This window comes from Pontibacter sp. SGAir0037 (assembly GCF_005491705.1).
GTDB lineage: Bacteria > Bacteroidota > Bacteroidia > Cytophagales > Hymenobacteraceae > Pontibacter.
The window spans coordinates 3,282,967-3,300,127 of the sequence record NZ_CP028092.1 but is presented as its reverse complement, the minus strand read 5'-3'; the positions used below and the strand labels follow the sequence as shown (position 1 = coordinate 3,300,127).

Genomic DNA, 17,161 nt, shown 5'->3' with positions numbered 1-17,161 from the left:
CAAACTACTGCGCACAAAGCTTCTATAATTATAAAATCGAACCTATGTATGGAATTGGCTGTAGAATAGCTAATTTTGAATATTAAACCTTGTAATGTGCTAATGAGGTAATGTGCTCATGTGGTAATTCAATTTACAACAAGATAAGCACATTAGCACATTGAGTAATTAACACATTAAATTTTCTCTTTTGATACCAACTATACTCCTTGCTTTACTGGGGCTCTGCGTATTGATCCAGCTTTTTTATGCTTTGTACTATTTCCTGCCGCTTGCCAAGTATAAAGATCCTGAACCGGATGTAAGGCCACCGGTTTCGGTAATAGTGGCGGCTCATGATGAACTGGAGAACCTGGTGGTGCTGCTCCCGATGCTGCTTGACCAGGAATACCCAGAGTTTGAAATAATTCTGATAAATGATCGTTCTGAAGATGATACAGAGTTCTATACTTATGAACTGGAGCGTCAATTCCCGAACTTCAGAGTAGTAACAGTTAAGAAAACACCAGACTATCTCAATCCGAAAAAGTATGCGTTGGCCCTGGGTATCCGATCAGCAAAATATGAGCACATGCTGTTTACTGATGCTGATTGCCGCCCCTGCAGTTCATACTGGATTGAGAAGATGTTAAGCGGTTATAAAGACGGGGTAGATGTGGTGCTTGGCTACTCGCCGTATATAAAATTAAAAGGATTTTTAAATCATCTTATCAGGTTTGAAACCTTACTGTCCGCAATTCAGTATTTGTCTCAAGCAAACAAAGGTCGAGCATATATGGGAGTCGGCCGAAACTTATCTTATACTAAAACGTGTTTCTTTAGGAATAAGGGGTTTGCATCGCATATCAAGACATTAGGCGGCGACGATGATCTTTTTGTTAGAGACGCTGCAAGTAATAGCAAAATAAATATTGTTATCGACAAAGAAGGGCAAACCTCCAGTATTCCCAAAAAGACGTTTCGGGAGTGGTTGATTCAAAAAAGAAGGCACATGTCTGTCGGAGGACAGTATAAAGCAGCTGATAGAAGGAGAATAGGGGCATTTGTGATGTCAAATATATTTTTTTACCTGCTTGCTATACTTCTTCTGGTAATACATAGTAATTTACCTATATTGGGTGCGATTGTAGGAATAAGATATCTGGCGGTTTTTATCGTATACATGCTTGCTGCACGCAGGCTTAGCGACAAATTATCTTTACCACTATTACCTGTACTAGATATTGTCTACTTTTTCAACTACCTGCTACTTGGGGTATCTGTTTTAATGTATAAAAAGTTCAGATGGAAGTAAACAAACAATTCTCAGCAAAAGCAAAGCATGACTTTAAGCTCATCCAGGCTGCCGTAGAGGAAAACGATGAGAAAGCGTATGCCGAGCTGATGAGTATCTATAAAAAGCCGGTGTATCACGTGGTTCTGAAAATGGTGCGTAATGCCGACGATGCAGAGGACTTAACCATTGAGGCCTTTGCCAAAGCATTCCGTAACCTGCACAAGTTTAACCCGGAGTACGCTTTCAGTACCTGGCTTTTCCGTATTGCCACCAATAATTGCATCGACTTTATCCGTAAGAACAGGATTAAGACGATGAGTATCGATTCGGCTATAAAAATCGATAATGGTGATGAAATTACCATTGATTTTAAAGACAAGAACCTGAACCCGCAGGAAGAAGCTATAAAAAATCAGAAAATTGAAATTATGCAGTATGTGGTGGCGAAGCTGCCGGATAAATACCAGCGCCTGGTAACACTGCGATATTTTAATGAGCTTAGCTACGAAGAAATTGCAACAGAGCTAAATGCGCCGCTTGGAACTGTTAAAGCACAGTTGCACAGGGCCCGCGAGCTGCTCTATGACATGGTAAAAAATAAGAAGCACTTAATATAATCCACCTCTGTAAAACAAACTTTTTTCTAAATTAGATTGCCTTTACTTAGCTGTGAAAATTTAAATTGAGTACCGCAACTTAATGAAAGCCCGGACTGCTGTTAAACAGTCTGGGCTTTGTTTTTGGTGGTATACCTATCTATTTACTAATTTGCACCCGTTTTAAACCTGATCTCAATCCTGTAAACGCTATGTCTCAAGCTATTCGAACACTTCTTTCCGGCTATTTTCCTGAGCTTACCGAATACCAGCTGCAGAAATATGAGCAAATGGGGCATTTATACCAGGAGTGGAATCAAAAAATTAACGTTATCTCCCGCAAAGACATGGATCAGCTGGGGACACACCACATCCTGCATTCGTTGGGTATTGCCAAGGTAATACAATTTCCGGAGCAGGCGCATGTGCTGGATGTAGGTACAGGCGGAGGCTTACCAGGTTTGCCTTTGGCAGTTATGTTTCCTGATGTCCGGTTTCACCTGGTCGACTCTATCGGTAAAAAGATTCATGTGGTAGAGGAAATTGCAAGAGAACTACACCTGCAAAACGTAACCGCCTCGCATGCAAGGGCAGAACAGGTGCGGGAAAAATTCGATTTTGTAGTGAGCAGGGCCGTAACACGACTGGCAAACTTCTATCCTTGGGTAGCTAACAGCTTTAAGAAAGGCGCTATACCTGATAAAGGCATTTATTACCTGAAAGGCGGCGACCTGGAGGAAGAAATTGCGGAGTCGGGACTAATTACAAAGGTGTATGACCTAAAGCACTATTTTGTAGAGGATTTTTTCGAAACCAAAAAAGTGGTGGTGGTGCCGATGCCCTAAAACAGGCTACTGCTCTAACAGAAATTCAATAGCTCTTCTTTCTGAGTAATACACATCTTTCCGGAAATCCTCTGCAAAGCCGACATGGCCACCTTGTGCAGGCGTTTCGAGGTAGAGATGAGTACTTTGTGCAGCTTCTTCTACGGGGTAACAGGCGCTTCCTAAAAAAGGGTCGTTTTGGGCGTTTACCAGCAGCGTAGGAATTTTAATTTGAGGTAAGAACTGCCTGCTGCTGACGCGGCTATAATAATCTTCGGCATCTTTAAAGCCATGCAACGGTGCCGTATACCTGTTATCAAATTCAGGAAAGGACCAGTACAGGCTAAAGTTGCTTAAATCTACCTGCCCAGGGAACATCTCGCTTTTTTGTTCCAGCTTTTTGCCGAGTGTTTTTAAAAAGCGTCGTGTATAAATAACGGGGATACGCTGTGCAGAGCTCTTCAGGTCTACCGGCACCGAAAATACCGCTGCACGTTTCACCTCCTGTGGTACCAGCTCGGGCTTCTCGCCCAGGTACTTTAAAGTAATATTGCCGCCCGCGCTATAGCCTAATAAATAAAGTGTCGTGTATTTGCCGGTTTTAAGCGCATGCTGAATTACAAAATTCAGGTCATCAGAAGCTCCTAAATGGTACGAGCTTAACAACTTGTTGGGTTCGCCACTACAACTGCGGTAGTTCCAGGCTAATGCATCTATTCCGTTCTGGTTTAAAGCTTTTACCATACCCAATATGTAGCTCCTGCTACTGTCGCCCTCTAAACCATGCGAGAGTATAGCCAGGCTTTTTGATCCTGTTTTATACCAATCGGCGTCCAAAAAGTCGTCGTCGGGTGTAAGTAGTCGTTCCCGCTCATAAGAAGGCATCTCTCTTACTTTTCGAAACAAAGCAGGTACGATAGTTTGTATATGCCCGTTAAATAAATATGCTGGAGCCCTGTAAGTAGAAGAAAGAAGTGGCATTAATTAAATATTAGTTATTATATATTGAACTTTTTAAAGTTGATATGCTGAAATTAATAAATTTAGCATATATCATATATCAATATTTTAGATTATCCGTATTAAGCACTAGAGTAAAAACTATTGAACTATGGAAATTTCGTCAAAGATAAGAACATTCGTGTTCGCATTGGCTTTGGGCGCTTTTATGTATGCCTGCAGCCAAGGGGCGGGCAGCGAGAATAATTCAGAAGTAAGTACAAACCAGACAGAGGTAAATGAAGGGTTGGTAGAAGATGACGCAACCTATGAAGCTGATAATACTTCTGCTGAGGCCAGGGTAGAGGCTGGTGAGGAGACGGCAGATGCCAGAAGGGAATTAGATGAATTTCAGGCCTGGGTATCTTCTAACGCAGCTCGTGCTGAAAATGCAACAGAGGAAGAATGGAAGCAACTGAAAGCAGAGTATAAAAGACGCGAAGATGCAGTAGAAGCTAAATCTGATGAAATGGATGCTAAAACCAAAGAAGAGTGGAAGCAGACTAAAGATAAGTGGAAAAATACAGAAGAAAGCTTGAAGCGTCGCTTTAAAAGCCTAGATGATGTACGTGTTGATGTAGATGTTGAGAGAGAAGATAATTAACACGGCATCATCTGTTTTAAAAAAACCAGCTGTGGTGTTTACTGCAGCTGGTTTTCTGTTTTAAAAGGGTTGCCATACCGTTTGTCCTGTATAAAGCTGCTATCGGTAAGGGTAAGCAGAAACGAAACGATTTTGTTCTTATCGGATGAAGAAAGTGGAATACCTAATTTATTGTTTTGCTGCAGTTGTAGTGCCAGAGAAGGAGAATATGTTACGCCCGTACTATAATGGTCCAGCACTTCCTCTAAAGTTGAAAACCTGCCATCGTGCATGTAAGGTGCCGTAAGAGCAATATTGCGTAAAGTTGGTGTCTTGTACTTGCCTATATCAGCAGCCTGGTTAGTAATGCGGCCCCTGGCAAAATGAAGGGCCTCGTTTGCATCTGAGAATTCACTGTCAAGCCCGTTGTTATGGTAGCTGTTATCGGTAAATAAATCGCTGGAGTGGCAGTTGCTACAGTGTTTTTTAAAAAGCGACAGCCCTTCCAGTTCGTAGCTGGTTAGCGTTCCCTGTGCTTCATTTCTGATGTACCGGTCATAGCGGGAGTTGCCGGAAATTAAAGTGCGCTCAAACTGTGCCAGGGCGCGTGTAACGAAAGCTGAGGTAATGCTATCAGTTTGAAAGGCCTTTTTAAACAGCTGTGGATATTGCTCGTGTTGCTGAAGCTTTTGTACCAGCTCTTTTACATGCTGGCCCATTTCATCAGGGTGGGTGAGAGGCCCAAACGTTAATGATTCTATATCCTTGGCACCTCCGTCCCAGAACAGGCCATCCTGCCAGGCAACATTAACCAGTGTAGGTACGTGTCGCTGCAAAGGGGCCCCGCTTACTCCGGCCCTGGAAAGAGCCACACCATCTGTAAAAGCTTTTTCGGGTTGGTGGCAGCTGGCGCAGGAAACAGTGCCGTTTTGTGAGAGGATAGGATCGTAAAATAACATCCGGCCCAATGCCACTCCTTCTTTTGTAGGCGGGTTACGTTCCGGGTAAGGTAGAGCCGCTGCAAGGTTCACAGGTACCTCAGGAAGGTAAATCGTTTCTTGGTTTGGTATAGATTGCTGGTATGGTGCAGAATCGCAGCTAACCAGCTGTAGCAGGCACAGGCTTACCAATATTCTGCCTATTCCGTGGAAAAACATTGTTGTAGCAGCTACGCAATAATTCATTCTGCCTGTAGTGCAGTAGTACTTACCACCTTCAGGAATCCATTACTATAGTTCTCCGCAATGATACTTGGCCCCATGCCATGACCTGAAGAGCTTGTCTGGTCAAAATCGATCAGGTTAGGATTTTGAAATATCTCATTTACATCGGCCTGCAACAGTACCTGATAGCGTTGACTTTTCTGGAGGTTTATAGGTTGAGGCAAAGTATACTGAAGCGTTTTGTAATTTACATCGCCTCCTACATGGAAAACAAGTCCGCCATTTCGGGTATTGCCCGTAAAATTGCCTACAACCATCAGAAATTTATAGCCGGAGTCCCAGTCCCACACCATTTCGTTGGCAGGATCAAGATCTCCCTGATGATCAATGCGGTGGTTCAGTTCCTCATCTACGCCAATGGATAGCTCCAGGCCGGAGTAAGTAGCAGCCGGTATATCTTTTAACTCAAAAAATGTTTTCCCGCCCTGTTCTATCAGATGATAACTTTCCGGCTCTACATAAGTAACCTGGCCGGCATCGTTGAGTAATTTTACATTACTGATATAATATTTAAAGCTACTAACAGTATAGGGAATGCCTGCCGGACTGGTATAAGATTCATCTTCAAGCTGTAGAACCTGAGAACCCACCATATGCTCAAATTGAAGCACTACACTTCCATTGGTGGCAATGTTGTCGTCGGAGCAGGAGGTGATAAGGGTAAGAAGCGCTAGTGCCGGTACTAAAGATGCAAAAAGCTTTTTCATATAACTACTGTTTAAAAGGGTCTGAAAAACGCGGATCAGTAATAAAAGACTCGTCGGTTAGGGTGTGAAGGAACTTGATGATTTTCTGTTTTTCTTCCTCTGTTAGCTTCAGGGTTCTGCCATTAGTCATATTGGATGCTTCCATAATAAGCGGATCAAGGTTTGGGTTGTTAAACAGGTGAAGTTCGTTATAATGATCCAGTACCTGCTCCAGTGTCTCGAAGCGGCCATCGTGCATGTAAGGTGCTGTTAAGGCAATATTGCGGAGCGAAGGCGCTTTAAACTTGCCATTGTCGGTTGCTCTGCCTGTGATAGCTCCTAAACCATTGTCTTTCAGTTCTACATCTAATCCATTGTTATGGAAAGTGCGGGTTGTCAGAAGGGTGCCGCCATGGCAGTCGCCACAGTTGCCGCCTCTTAAGTTTTGAGCTGGTTCGGGGTGAGTCATAAAAAGCGCCATGCCTTCCATTTCGTCAGGTGTCAGGTTAATCTTGTTTTCGAGATACTGATCATAGCGGGAATTGCCGGAAATGAGTGTGCGCTGGAACTGCCCAAGCGCTTTAAGCACGTTTTCTTCGGTAATAGTGCTGGAGCCAAATGCCTTCTGAAACATCGGGGGGTAAAGACCTGTTTCCTGTAGTTTTTTAACTCCGTCGCTCAGCGACTGGTGCATTTCCAGTTCGCTTTCCAGGGGAATAAGCGCCTGTTGTTCCAGGCTGTTTGCTTCGCCGTCCCAGTTAAAACGGTTGAACCACAACATATTGGCCAGCGACATAGCTCCACGTTTGGTAGGCCGCCTGGCAATGCCAAAACTTACTGCTTTGCCATCGGTAAAGGCTAATTGCTGTTGGTGGCAGGTGCTGCACGACATGGTGTTATCACCTGAAAGTTTTCTTTCGTAGAACAAGTGCCTGCCAAGTTCTACCCCTTCTACTGTAAGTGGGTTGTTTTCGGGTATAGTGAAGGTTTTAGGCAGGTTATTGGGGATAACCAGCTGGTAGGGGGTAGGTTTATTAGGTTCCACTACAACATCCGGCTCCTCTAATGGTCCTGGTTCGCTGGAGCAGGAGAAAAAGAAAGCAGAGGATAGTAAGAGTAAAGCTGTATATTTGAGGCGAATCATTACTGCAAAGGTAATTAGTAGGTAATCGGAAATCTAGTTACAGTGCTATATAGAGCAAACAGGGGCCTTTTGTTACGTTTTAACATAAAATAGATTTTATCCGAATGAGTTGTTGGAAATTAACTATTAAGGTTTTACCTTTGCAATCCATTTAAGAAACGGAAAGAAGCATTCATTTATTACGATAAAATAATATGGCTAATCACAAGTCGGCATTAAAGAGAATCAGATCTAACGACGCTAAACGTCTTCGTAACAGGTACCAGGCGAAAACTACTCGTACTTTCATCAAAAAATTGAAAAATACGACAGATCAAGGTGAAGCGCAGGAACTGTACAAGACAGTTTCTTCAATGATTGACCGTCTGGCTAAGAAAAACATTATTCATAAAAACAAAGCTGCTAACAATAAGTCTAAGTTAGCTAAATTCGTTAACAGTTTAGCGGCAGCTTAATTTTTTGAATTTCCTCTTCGTGAAGCCTTGCATGCCTATGCAAGGCTTTTTGTGTTTGGGTATAGCAGGAGTATTGCTGCTGCCCATGTTTTACCTCACCGGGCACTTGTACATAGCTTATTCAATCTCTGTTATTGAAAATCTGCTTCTGCAAGAGGTGGTGCTATCAAGCAGGAATAGCTTAAGCTTTTAATGGTGACTTTTTTGTCTCCATTAAAAGCTTATAACAAACGCAGCCCTTACTCACTCCTGCAAGAAGGTGCTTTCCTCCGGAATTAAATTTAGTCTCTTATAGTTGCTCCTGGGCTAATTCTAAATCTGTGGCTTTGGTAGAAATGCCATACAAGCCAATAAATGTCAGGAAACCGTTCAGAATAAGCACCTCAAAGCCGAATTCGTAGCCGCTAAACCATTCTGCGGAATTAGAACTGATGACATAGGTCAGGATAGGTGCAACAACACAGATGATCGGTACAAATCTGTCTCTGACAGGGCGCTTGGTATAGAGGCCAAAGGAGTAAAGGCCAAGTAAGGGGCCATAGGTATATCCTGCCACTTTAAATACAGCATTAATAACACTCTCGCTGTTTAGTATATCAAAAGCAATAATTACCAGCACCATCACTACGGAGACACCAAAGTGTACGATATAGCGCATGCGCACACGCTCTTGTTCGCTTCTGTTCCGGAAGTCCAGGAAATCAACGCAGAAAGAGGTGGTAAGTGCTGTGAGGGCAGAATCGGCAGAGGCATAGGTAATGGCAATAATGCCCAGTATAAATACAATGCCTGAGAAGCTGGAAAAGTGGTTAAGAGCCAGAAACGGAAACACATCATCGCCTTTTGCCGGTAAATTAATGCCTTTGGCGTTAGCATAAAGGTATAGCAGCGCGCCAAGAGCAAGAAACAGCAGGTTTACAAATACAAGTATAACGCTGAACCAGAACATGTTTTTCTGAGCCTCGCCAATGTTCTTGCAGCTCAGGTTCTTTTGCATCATATCCTGGTCCAGTCCTGTCATAACAATCGCTATGAAAGCTCCGGAAAAGAACTGCTTTAAAAAGTATTTGCTGTCTTTAAAATCCCAAAAGAATACCTGAGAGTAGTCGCTCTCTGATACAGTGTTTACAAGACCTTGAAACGATAAATTGAGTTCATCCGAAATAAGGGTGATACTTGTGATAACCGCTAAAAGCATAGCGGTAGTCTGGAAAGTATCTGTCCAGATAATCGTTTTCATGCCTCCCCTGAAAGTATAAATCCAGATCAGCAGAATGGTAATGATAACGGATACAGAAAAAGGCACACCCAGATCGTTAAAAACGGCTAACTGTAGCACCCCTGCCACCAGGAATAGGCGAATAGAAGCACCCAATGTACGGGAAAGCAGGAAAAAAGCAGCCCCTGTTTTATAGGACCAGTAGCCAAAGCGCTGTTCGAGGTAAGTATAAATAGAGACCAGGTTAAGGCGGTAGTAGAGCGGCATCAGGATAGTGGCAATTACCAGGTAACCCAGTAAGTATCCAAGCACCAGTTGCAGATAAGAGAATTGAGCTGTTCTCACCATACCAGGTATAGAAACAAAGGTTACACCAGATAAAGAGGTACCTATCATGCCAAAGGCTACAACATACCAGGGCGATCTTCTATTTGCCAGAAAGAACGTTTCAGAATCCGTGTTCCTGCTGGTCAGGTAAGAGATGAAAATCAGGATCAGGAAATAAGCTGCTATCAGGCCGAGTATTAATTGGGGAGATATATTCTGAGGAGTCATGGTTAGGTTTTGTAAACCGAAAGATTTATCAGTCTGCAAATATAGAAAATTATGTTGCTACTCCAGCCCCGGAGTCTTTTCTATACCTGTAGCTGGCTTAAAAGAACTGGCTCCCCGATAGCAGGTATTTTAAGCCCCTGCAGCATGCCTCCTGCGGCTATTTGCTCTAATATGCGCACAGGTTCGCCTGCGGGCTCATCTGATAAATCGAAGGTGCCGTAGTGCATTGGGATAAAAGTGCCGCCGCGGAGCAGGTTATAGGCTTTTACAGCTTCATGCGGGTTCATGTGGCTGCCCTGCATTAAATAGGCCGGCTTATATGCTCCGACAGGCATCAGGCACACATCCATAGGCCCAAAGAGAGCTTCTATTTCCTCAAAATGAGAATTAAGGGCGGTGTCTCCGGCAAAGTACAGCAGTGTGTTATTGGTTTTCAGCAAGAAGCTCCCCCATAACATTTTGTTCATGTCGAAGGGCGTGCGCCTGTTCCAGTGTGAGGCAGGTAAAAAGTATACTTCCACGCCATCCGGAGTCAGGTCATACTTCTGGTACCATCCGGCCTCCTGGTAGGGCAAGTGTGGGTTTATGCCTCTTAGAATACTTCCTACCTCAAGCGGAATAAGTGCTTTTAAGGATGGGCTGCTACTAAACACCTGGTTTACGGAGCTTTTATCGAGGTGATCGTAGTGGGCGTGCGAAAGCAGCAGGAAATCAATGTTTTTGAAATCTTCTGGCGCACAGGGCATACCTGCTTTGCGTTTAACCAGCGGAATGTCGTTAAAAACCGGGTCAGTAAGAAACGTAACACCATTCAGGCGGATAAAAAAGCTGGCGTGCCCGAGCCATACCACCATTTCTTCGGAAGAAGAGATAAAATCGGTACCTTTTTGAACAGGAGGAGTATAAGTATCTCTTTTTTTCTCTTCCCGCTGCGGGTTTTTAGATAGCTGCCACTTTAGTACATTGGCTAAGGCAGGTTTATATACTTTATCTCCGTTGGCAAAAACGCCATCAATCACCTTATTACCCCTGTAATCTGGTTTTATGGTTTCCAACCGCTCATTGCGGATATGCCTTTGTTTAAGTTTCTTTTGTTCCAAGCTTTTTCTACGGTTCTTCTGGTTACTTTACAGCTAAACGCAAAATAGGAGGAAGAGGTACAATGCTAAACTTTGAAACGCGGCTAAAATAAAAAAAGCACTTTCCTCTTTCAAGAAAAGTGCTTTATGTAATTTTTCATTCTCACCACCAGGCGCTACTTCTATAGCCACCTAATCCGGGGCCATACAAACCTTGCATCGGCGAGCCGCCATTAGAGTACCGCACACCACCTGTAACAGAAAGATTTTCTGTTATTTTATAGGTAGCTCTAAAATCGGCCCCTTGCCTGGATGGCTGAAAAAGGCCATTGTACAGTGGGTTTGGAGCCGGTACATTTGAAAAATCCTTCCAGACACTGCCACTCAGTATCAGGCGGTCGCTGGCGAGGTAATCTACTCCCGCATTCACGATGTAATGGTTGCTGGGGCCACTGTTAGCTACAACTGTACCGCCCTCCGGGCTATGCATGGTATACTGCTGCGACATTACATTCATGTAAGTAAAGCTGCCAAACACCCGAAAGCGATCGCTGACCTGGTGCCTGACCGAAGGTTCTGCAAAAGTAGCACCAAAGCCACTGCCAAAGCTGGAGCCTAAAGATAAACCATAGCTGAACCGGTTAAGAGGCAGTGTGGCAGCTGGTGTACTTTCAGTTTCCCGGGTTACAGGCAAAGTTTCTGTTGTTGCCTGCTCTACCGTTGCAGGTGCTGCGTCGAGGCTGGCTTTTACAGGAGGTGTGGCTTGCTGTGCCAGGGTTGTAGAGCCTGCAAAAAGCAGGCAGCAGGCAAATATTGTTTTTACTATATTTTTCACGGTGAAGTCGCTGATGTCTAAAATCTTATACTAAGATAAGAATGATGAAGTTTAGAAGCAAATATCTTACCAGTAAACGATAGACTGTAATTAAGATGCGTACTTTTGCGTTAGCTAAGTAAGTGTTATATTTAAATCTTTATCAGCATCTAATGCTACTATGCCTATTCATATAAAGTTCTCCTTTAATTTATTGTTGTTTCTGGGGCTTTCGTTGCTGCTCTTTCCGGCAATGGCACAAAAGCCCGTTCAGGTAGGGGATGAGGTACAGGAACATATCTTTACATTTAGTGAAATAGAGTATCTCGAAGATCCTGCAGGGGCGTTAACATTCGAACAGGTGCAGGCAAAAAGCAATAGCTTTCATGTTCTTAACAAATGGTGTCCGGTTATTAATAACCAATCTGCCTACTGGTATCGGATTAAAGTAAATTATGAGGATCAGTTGAAGGATAACTACATTATTGAGTTCTTCGACCAGACCATCGATGATATTACAGCTTACATACCAGACGGAGAAGGAAAATACAACGTTTATAGAACCGGAGCTAAACACGAGTTTGGGAGCAGGTTATTCAGCCACAAAAATTTTGAATTTGCCCTGCAGGATTTTGAGGGCAAGGAACAGGTTTATTACTTCAGGGTAACGGTATCGCAACGGGCGAATGTCATTATCGTGCTCCGGAGTGTAAGCTGGTTTATCCATTACGCGCTGGATGAATACTTTACGTTCGGGATCTTTTATGGCATGATTCTGATTTTCTGCTTTTATAATTTCCTGATGTTGTTGGTTATGAAGCAGCGGCAGTATGTTTTTTACATCTTATACATACTGAGCATCGGCTTTTACGAAATGTCTACCGATGGAATTGCTTTCCAGTACCTGTGGCCGGAGTCGCCCTGGCTGAACAGAAACGCCTATGGTATTGCGCTGTATTTTATGAGCACCTTTGCTTTGCTTTTCGCACGCGACCTACTGCACGTAAAGTCTAAGGCTCCTAAGCTGGATAAAGTGCTTCTGGCAGTTATAGGCTTACGAACGCTTTATTTTCTTTTCTGTATAATTGTTAAACCGGAATGGTTCGAATATCGCTTTGTCGAAATTATCCCGCTCTCGATCTCTTTTGCTACCGGTATTTACATATTTAAGCATGGATACAGAGCGGCTCGCTTTTTCCTGCTGGGCTACAGCTTTGTTTACCTGGGCTTCCTGGTAAAAGTACTGATTATATTCGGTTATGGCGATATATTTGGCAGTCCTGCAGGACACTATATTCTGGCAATATGTTTTGTGATGGAAATGGTGCTGCTTTCGTTTGCCATTGGCGATAAGGTGCGTTTACTTAAAAAGAAGAAAGAAAATGCGCAGAAGCGGATCATAAAGCAGATGGATGTAAACCTGAAGCTAAAGGATACGCTGAATAAGGAGCTGGAAAATCAGGTGCAGTCGCGTACCAAAGAAGTGGTTGAAAAGTCACGGGAAATTCTGCTGAAATCGCAGGTAATTGAGCAGAAAAACGATGAGCTGCTGGCGATGAATGTGCTGTTAAAGCAACAGGCAGAAGAGATATCCAGAATGAATGCGCTGCTAAAAGAAGACAATGTGGAGCTGCAGAGCAATATTCAGAAAGTAACGCAGGCCAGGGCTCTATCTACAGAAGTGGATTTCGAGGAATTCAGTAAGATTTATCCTGACAACGACTCTTGCTTTAAATTTCTGGCTGATCTGAAATGGGAAAATGGGTACAGCTGCTGGAAATGCGGGCATAAACATTTCTTTCATGGCCGTTATCCTTATAGCCGCCGATGCGCAGCATGTAGCTACGACGAGTCTGTTACTGCCAATACCATTTTCCAGGGCACCCGGATTCAGATTAACAAGGCTTTTTACATGGTATACCTTATTTATACTACCCAAGGAAAAATATCCTCTCATAAACTTTCAGAGATTCTTTCCATCCGGCAAGGCACCTGCTGGACTTACAGCAGTAAGGTGAAGAAAGTAATGGAGGAACGAAAAAAGGACCTGCACAATGCCGGAGAAAAAGGCTGGAGTAAGCTCGTGCTCGAAACAAACCAGTTTGCCTGAGCAGGCAAAGGTTACCTGGTAAGTGGGCTTCAAAATCAGAGAAATTTGTTTTGCATTATTCAAATAAGTTTAGGGATGGGCTAAAGCGTATCATCTATGGTTTACGGGAACCAATTGTAAAGCTGTACCTGATCTCTGGGCCTCTATCTTAGTGTCCTGGATGCTCCTTATCCCGTTGTTTTTTCGGTTTTTCCAGCCTGATGGCGTATTCTGTCACGATCATGAACCGTATCAGATGTCCATGAAACGCTTTTCTGTAAATTTCCCGGAAGAGAAATGGGTTTGACTATTTCGGTAAAAGGCATCTATCTTTGAAAAATAGAACCTGAGAAAGTAATTACTTACATCTATTATGAGGGGCAGTAATAAAGAGGAGCCTCTAAAAAATGATGAGAAGTAATGCCTTTTACAGGCGAGATGGATTGTAGAAGATGTTTAGATTTTGATTACCCTTATAGCAAATAGTTAAACTTTATTATGAAAATACACTCTTTACAGGTCGGCACAAGGGCATTGAAACGTTTATGCGTTTTAGCTGTAGCTCTTGGTTCGATGCAAAGCACTTTTGCGCAGGACAAATACGATGCTCAGATCAACAGTCTGCTGCAAAAAATGACAGTGGAGGAAAAGGTGGGGCAGATGGCCCAGATTACGCTGGACGTGATTGGAAAAGGTCCGAACCGTTATGCCAGCGATGAACCTGTTGTGCTTGATAAGGCCGAAACGAACAAGGCGCTGGTAAAATACCACATCGGATCGGTATTGAATACAGCTAATAACAGAGCCCGTACACCGGAAGCCTGGTACAAAATCATCAGCGACATTCAGAACATTGCCCTGAAACAAACACGCATGAAGATACCTGTGATTTATGGTGTGGATGCGATGCACGGGGTTACTTACACAGCAGGTGCTACTATGTTTCCGCAGCAAATTGCGCTGGCGGCTACTTTCAACCGTCAGCTGGTACGTTCAGGAGCCGAGATAACTGCCTATGAGTTACGCGCCAGCAGCATTCCTTGGAATTTTGCTCCGGTACTCGATTTAGGTGCAGATCCGCGTTTTCCGCGCCAATGGGAGACATTTGGCGAAGACCCATATCTGGTAACAGAACTGGGTAAGCAAATGATCAAAGGAATGGAAGGCGAAGACAATAATGTGGCGCATCCTGAAAAAGTAGCCACTTCTTTAAAACACTTCCTGGGCTACATGGTGCCTGTTTCAGGTAAAGACCGTACTCCTGCCTATATCTCAGATCAGGCGCTGCGTGAGTATCATTTACCTGCTTTTAAGGCAGCCATCGAAGCTGGAGCACACTCAGTTATGATTAACTCAGGTATTATCAATGGGGTGCCGGTGCATGCCAACTACAATATCCTGACAAAGCTGTTGAAGGAAGAGTTAGGCTTTAAAGGTCTGGTTATTACCGACTGGGGTGATATTGAGAACCTGCATACACGCGATCGTATTGCCAAAGACCACAAAGAGGCTATTATGCTGGCTATTAACGCTGGTATAGATATGTCGATGATTGCCTATAATTATGAAGTATTTTGTGATAACCTGATAGCACTGGTAAAAGAGGGCAAAGTATCACAGGAGCGTCTGGATGACGCAGTGCGTAGAATTTTGTGGGTTAAGTACAGATTAGGGTTGTTCGAAAAGCCGACTACCAATCCCAAAAATTATGCAAAGTTTGGCAGCAAAGAGTTTGAAACCCAAGCTTACCTGGCAGCACAGGAAGCTATTACGCTGCTGAAAAACCAGAACAACCTCTTGCCTTTGGCTAAAAATAAGAAGATACTGGTAACAGGGCCGAACGCAAACAACATGCGCACCCTAAACGGTGCCTGGACTTACTCCTGGCAGGGAGAAAAAGTTGATGAGTTTGCCGGGAAATACAATACTATACTGGAGGCAGTTCAGAAGAAAGCCGGTGCCGGTAACGTAACGTATGTGCCTGGTGTCAGCTACAAAATGGATGGCAAGTACTTCGAAGAGTATGCTGATAAGATGGACGAAGCCGTGGCTGCTGCCCGAAATGCAGATGTGGTGGTGCTTTGTGTGGGAGAGAATACTTATACTGAAACACCGGGTAACATGAGTGATCTATACCTGTCTGACCTGCAAACAGAACTGGCCCTGAAATTAGCGGCTGCAGGTAAGCCGGTAGTGCTGGTGCTGAACGAAGGCCGCCCGCGTGTAATCAGCAAATTTGAAGATAAAGTGCCTGCTATTGTACAGACCTTCCTACCTGGAAACTATGGAGGGGATGCACTGGCGGATGTGCTTTTCGGCGACATAAACCCTTCTGGTAAACTGCCTTACACGTACCCTCGCTTCCCGAACTCTATTGTAACCTATAACCACAAGCCTTCAGAATCAAGATCTACTGTGGAAGGGGTGTATAACTACGATGCTGATTATAACCCGCAGTTCGAGTTTGGTCATGGCTTAAGTTATACAACTTTCAGCTATGGAAACCTGAAGCTGAGCAGCAGCACCTTAAAAGCCAATCAAACGCTTACGATAACAGTAGACGTAACAAATACAGGCAAGCGCGAAGGAAAGGAGACTGTGCTGCTTTATATCAGCGACATGGTAGCTACGCTTATGACACCTGATGTTAAAAGGCTGAGAGGGTTTGATAAACTGAGTCTGAAGCCCGGAGAAACCAAAACAGTGAGCTTCCAGATTAAACCAGACGATATTGCCTTTGTAAACCTTGAAAACAAGCGAGTTACTGAGCCTGGGGAATTTAAAGTACAGATAGCCGATAAAACAGTTTCTTTTCAGTTCGAATAGAGCTACCTGATAAGATGTTGCATACATACCTTTTGGGTATGTGCTAGAACGAAATGTACACAGGTTTACTTAAACCTTTAGATGGTGTACACTCTAAACCGCCCCTGCATTGCAGGGGCGGTTTTTTCGTTTTAAAAAGGCGCCTTAAGGATGCTTTTATGGCTCTGCTGCTGACTTTTGAAGGGCCGCTGTTTTGCTGGTGCCACTTGTACATGTTGCTATACAAGAGGACATTGCGGATTATATGCCTGTTTTAAGATGCGTATTCAATTTACAATTCTTTACAGGTGGTTGAGCGTTCTCTCTTCTTTGGTATCTCTCCACCATATCATCTTTCGTTTTCTGCATAAAAGGCTAGGTTTGATGGCTGGAGGTGGCTGTTTTCGTTTGATAAATAATAGCTGCTAAGGTGTAAGTAACAGCTCAAATTGACGGTTTCAGTAGATGAGAAAGCAATGTTTGTGAACGAGGTAAGTAATGCCTCATTTTTAGCTAAATTAAAATTGTATCTTTTAAAGAATTTGATTGCGGTGTTAAAGCGATCAAATGTTTTTTACGTCATATTAAAGCAATAGCGCCAAACCGTATTAAATTTAACGATTATCAAACAAAGTATTCTGTTTTTACCTAAAAGATGTAGTGCTGATGTGATTTTGTGCCGATATGCTATGTTGCTAAAGCGTATCATGTTGTTGTTTGGGTTGCTTGGGTGAATATTTTGAGCATGTTCATGAGTTTGATTATTCCGTTAAATGGTTCATATTTGTTGTATAAATTCTAAAGTGATCACTTA

At 43.4% G+C, this 17,161-nt stretch carries 14 protein-coding genes; 7 read left to right on the top strand and 7 right to left on the bottom strand.

Annotated features, from left to right (window positions below):
* Window positions 1-253 precede the first annotated feature (253 nt).
* The 3 genes from C1N53_RS13360 to rsmG all read left to right on the top strand — a co-directional run bounded on the left by C1N53_RS13360 (window position 254) and on the right by rsmG (window position 2,717).
* A complete protein-coding gene (locus C1N53_RS13360; RefSeq protein WP_168194031.1) occupies window positions 254-1,294 on the top strand; it encodes a glycosyltransferase in 1,041 nt (346 codons plus the stop codon).
* Complete coding sequence (locus C1N53_RS13355; RefSeq protein WP_115567331.1) at window positions 1,285-1,893, top strand: RNA polymerase sigma factor; 609 nt, start codon at window positions 1,285-1,287, stop codon at window positions 1,891-1,893. Before C1N53_RS13360 ends, C1N53_RS13355 begins: the two co-directional genes overlap by 10 nt.
* Window positions 1,894-2,084: 191 nt before the next feature.
* Entirely contained in the window at window positions 2,085-2,717 is a 633-nt protein-coding gene (rsmG, locus tag C1N53_RS13350) for a 16S rRNA (guanine(527)-N(7))-methyltransferase RsmG (protein WP_137759782.1), read from the top strand.
* A gap of 6 nt (window positions 2,718-2,723) precedes the next feature.
* Here rsmG and C1N53_RS13345 read toward each other — a convergent pair whose 3' ends face one another.
* Window positions 2,724-3,677 (bottom strand): YheT family hydrolase, encoded by a 954-nt coding sequence (locus C1N53_RS13345; protein WP_137759781.1) that lies wholly within the window; start codon window positions 3,675-3,677, stop codon window positions 2,724-2,726.
* 130 nt (window positions 3,678-3,807) lie between these two features.
* On the opposite strand from C1N53_RS13345, the gene C1N53_RS13340 reads away from it, so the two are divergent.
* Window positions 3,808-4,299 carry a hypothetical protein gene (locus tag C1N53_RS13340; protein ID WP_137759780.1) on the top strand — a complete coding sequence of 164 codons (492 nt, stop codon included), beginning with the start codon at window positions 3,808-3,810 and terminating at the stop codon, window positions 4,297-4,299.
* Window positions 4,300-4,337: 38 nt separating this feature from the next.
* On the opposite strand, the gene C1N53_RS13335 is transcribed toward C1N53_RS13340, so the two are convergent.
* The 3 genes from C1N53_RS13335 to C1N53_RS13325 are packed head-to-tail and all read right to left on the bottom strand — an operon-like array spanning window position 4,338 to window position 7,331.
* Window positions 4,338-5,435 carry a cytochrome-c peroxidase gene (locus C1N53_RS13335; RefSeq protein ID WP_137759779.1) on the bottom strand — a complete coding sequence of 366 codons (1,098 nt, stop codon included), beginning with the start codon at window positions 5,433-5,435 and terminating at the stop codon, window positions 4,338-4,340.
* A 23-nt stretch (window positions 5,436-5,458) separates the two neighbouring features.
* The gene (locus C1N53_RS13330) at window positions 5,459-6,208 is read right to left on the bottom strand and encodes an MbnP family protein (RefSeq protein ID WP_137759778.1); all 750 of its coding nucleotides are present in this window, start codon (window positions 6,206-6,208) and stop codon (window positions 5,459-5,461) included.
* A 4-nt stretch (window positions 6,209-6,212) separates the two neighbouring features.
* Window positions 6,213-7,331 carry a cytochrome-c peroxidase gene (locus tag C1N53_RS13325; protein WP_137759777.1) on the bottom strand — a complete coding sequence of 373 codons (1,119 nt, stop codon included), beginning with the start codon at window positions 7,329-7,331 and terminating at the stop codon, window positions 6,213-6,215.
* A 194-nt stretch (window positions 7,332-7,525) separates the two neighbouring features.
* Here C1N53_RS13325 and rpsT point away from each other — a divergent pair, with 194 nt between their 5' ends.
* Entirely contained in the window at window positions 7,526-7,786 is a 261-nt protein-coding gene (rpsT, locus tag C1N53_RS13320) for a 30S ribosomal protein S20 (protein WP_137759776.1), read from the top strand.
* 289 nt (window positions 7,787-8,075) lie between these two features.
* Here the strand turns inward: rpsT and C1N53_RS13315 are convergent, their stop codons facing one another.
* The 3 genes from C1N53_RS13315 to C1N53_RS13305 form a co-directional block, all read right to left on the bottom strand.
* Entirely contained in the window at window positions 8,076-9,545 is a 1,470-nt protein-coding gene (locus C1N53_RS13315; RefSeq protein ID WP_137761503.1) for a sodium:solute symporter, read from the bottom strand.
* A 95-nt stretch (window positions 9,546-9,640) separates the two neighbouring features.
* Window positions 9,641-10,660, bottom strand: a complete 1,020-nt coding sequence (locus C1N53_RS13310; protein ID WP_137759775.1) for an MBL fold metallo-hydrolase — start codon at window positions 10,658-10,660, stop codon at window positions 9,641-9,643.
* 142 nt (window positions 10,661-10,802) lie between these two features.
* Entirely contained in the window at window positions 10,803-11,474 is a 672-nt protein-coding gene (locus C1N53_RS13305; protein ID WP_137759774.1) for a hypothetical protein, read from the bottom strand.
* 160 nt (window positions 11,475-11,634) lie between these two features.
* On the opposite strand from C1N53_RS13305, the gene C1N53_RS13300 reads away from it, so the two are divergent.
* Both C1N53_RS13300 and C1N53_RS13295 read left to right on the top strand, forming a co-directional pair.
* The gene (locus C1N53_RS13300; RefSeq protein WP_137759773.1) at window positions 11,635-13,563 is read left to right on the top strand and encodes a 7TM diverse intracellular signaling domain-containing protein; all 1,929 of its coding nucleotides are present in this window, start codon (window positions 11,635-11,637) and stop codon (window positions 13,561-13,563) included.
* A gap of 477 nt (window positions 13,564-14,040) precedes the next feature.
* The gene (locus C1N53_RS13295; RefSeq protein WP_206077573.1) at window positions 14,041-16,368 is read left to right on the top strand and encodes a glycoside hydrolase family 3 N-terminal domain-containing protein; all 2,328 of its coding nucleotides are present in this window, start codon (window positions 14,041-14,043) and stop codon (window positions 16,366-16,368) included.
* Window positions 16,369-17,161 lie beyond the last annotated feature (793 nt).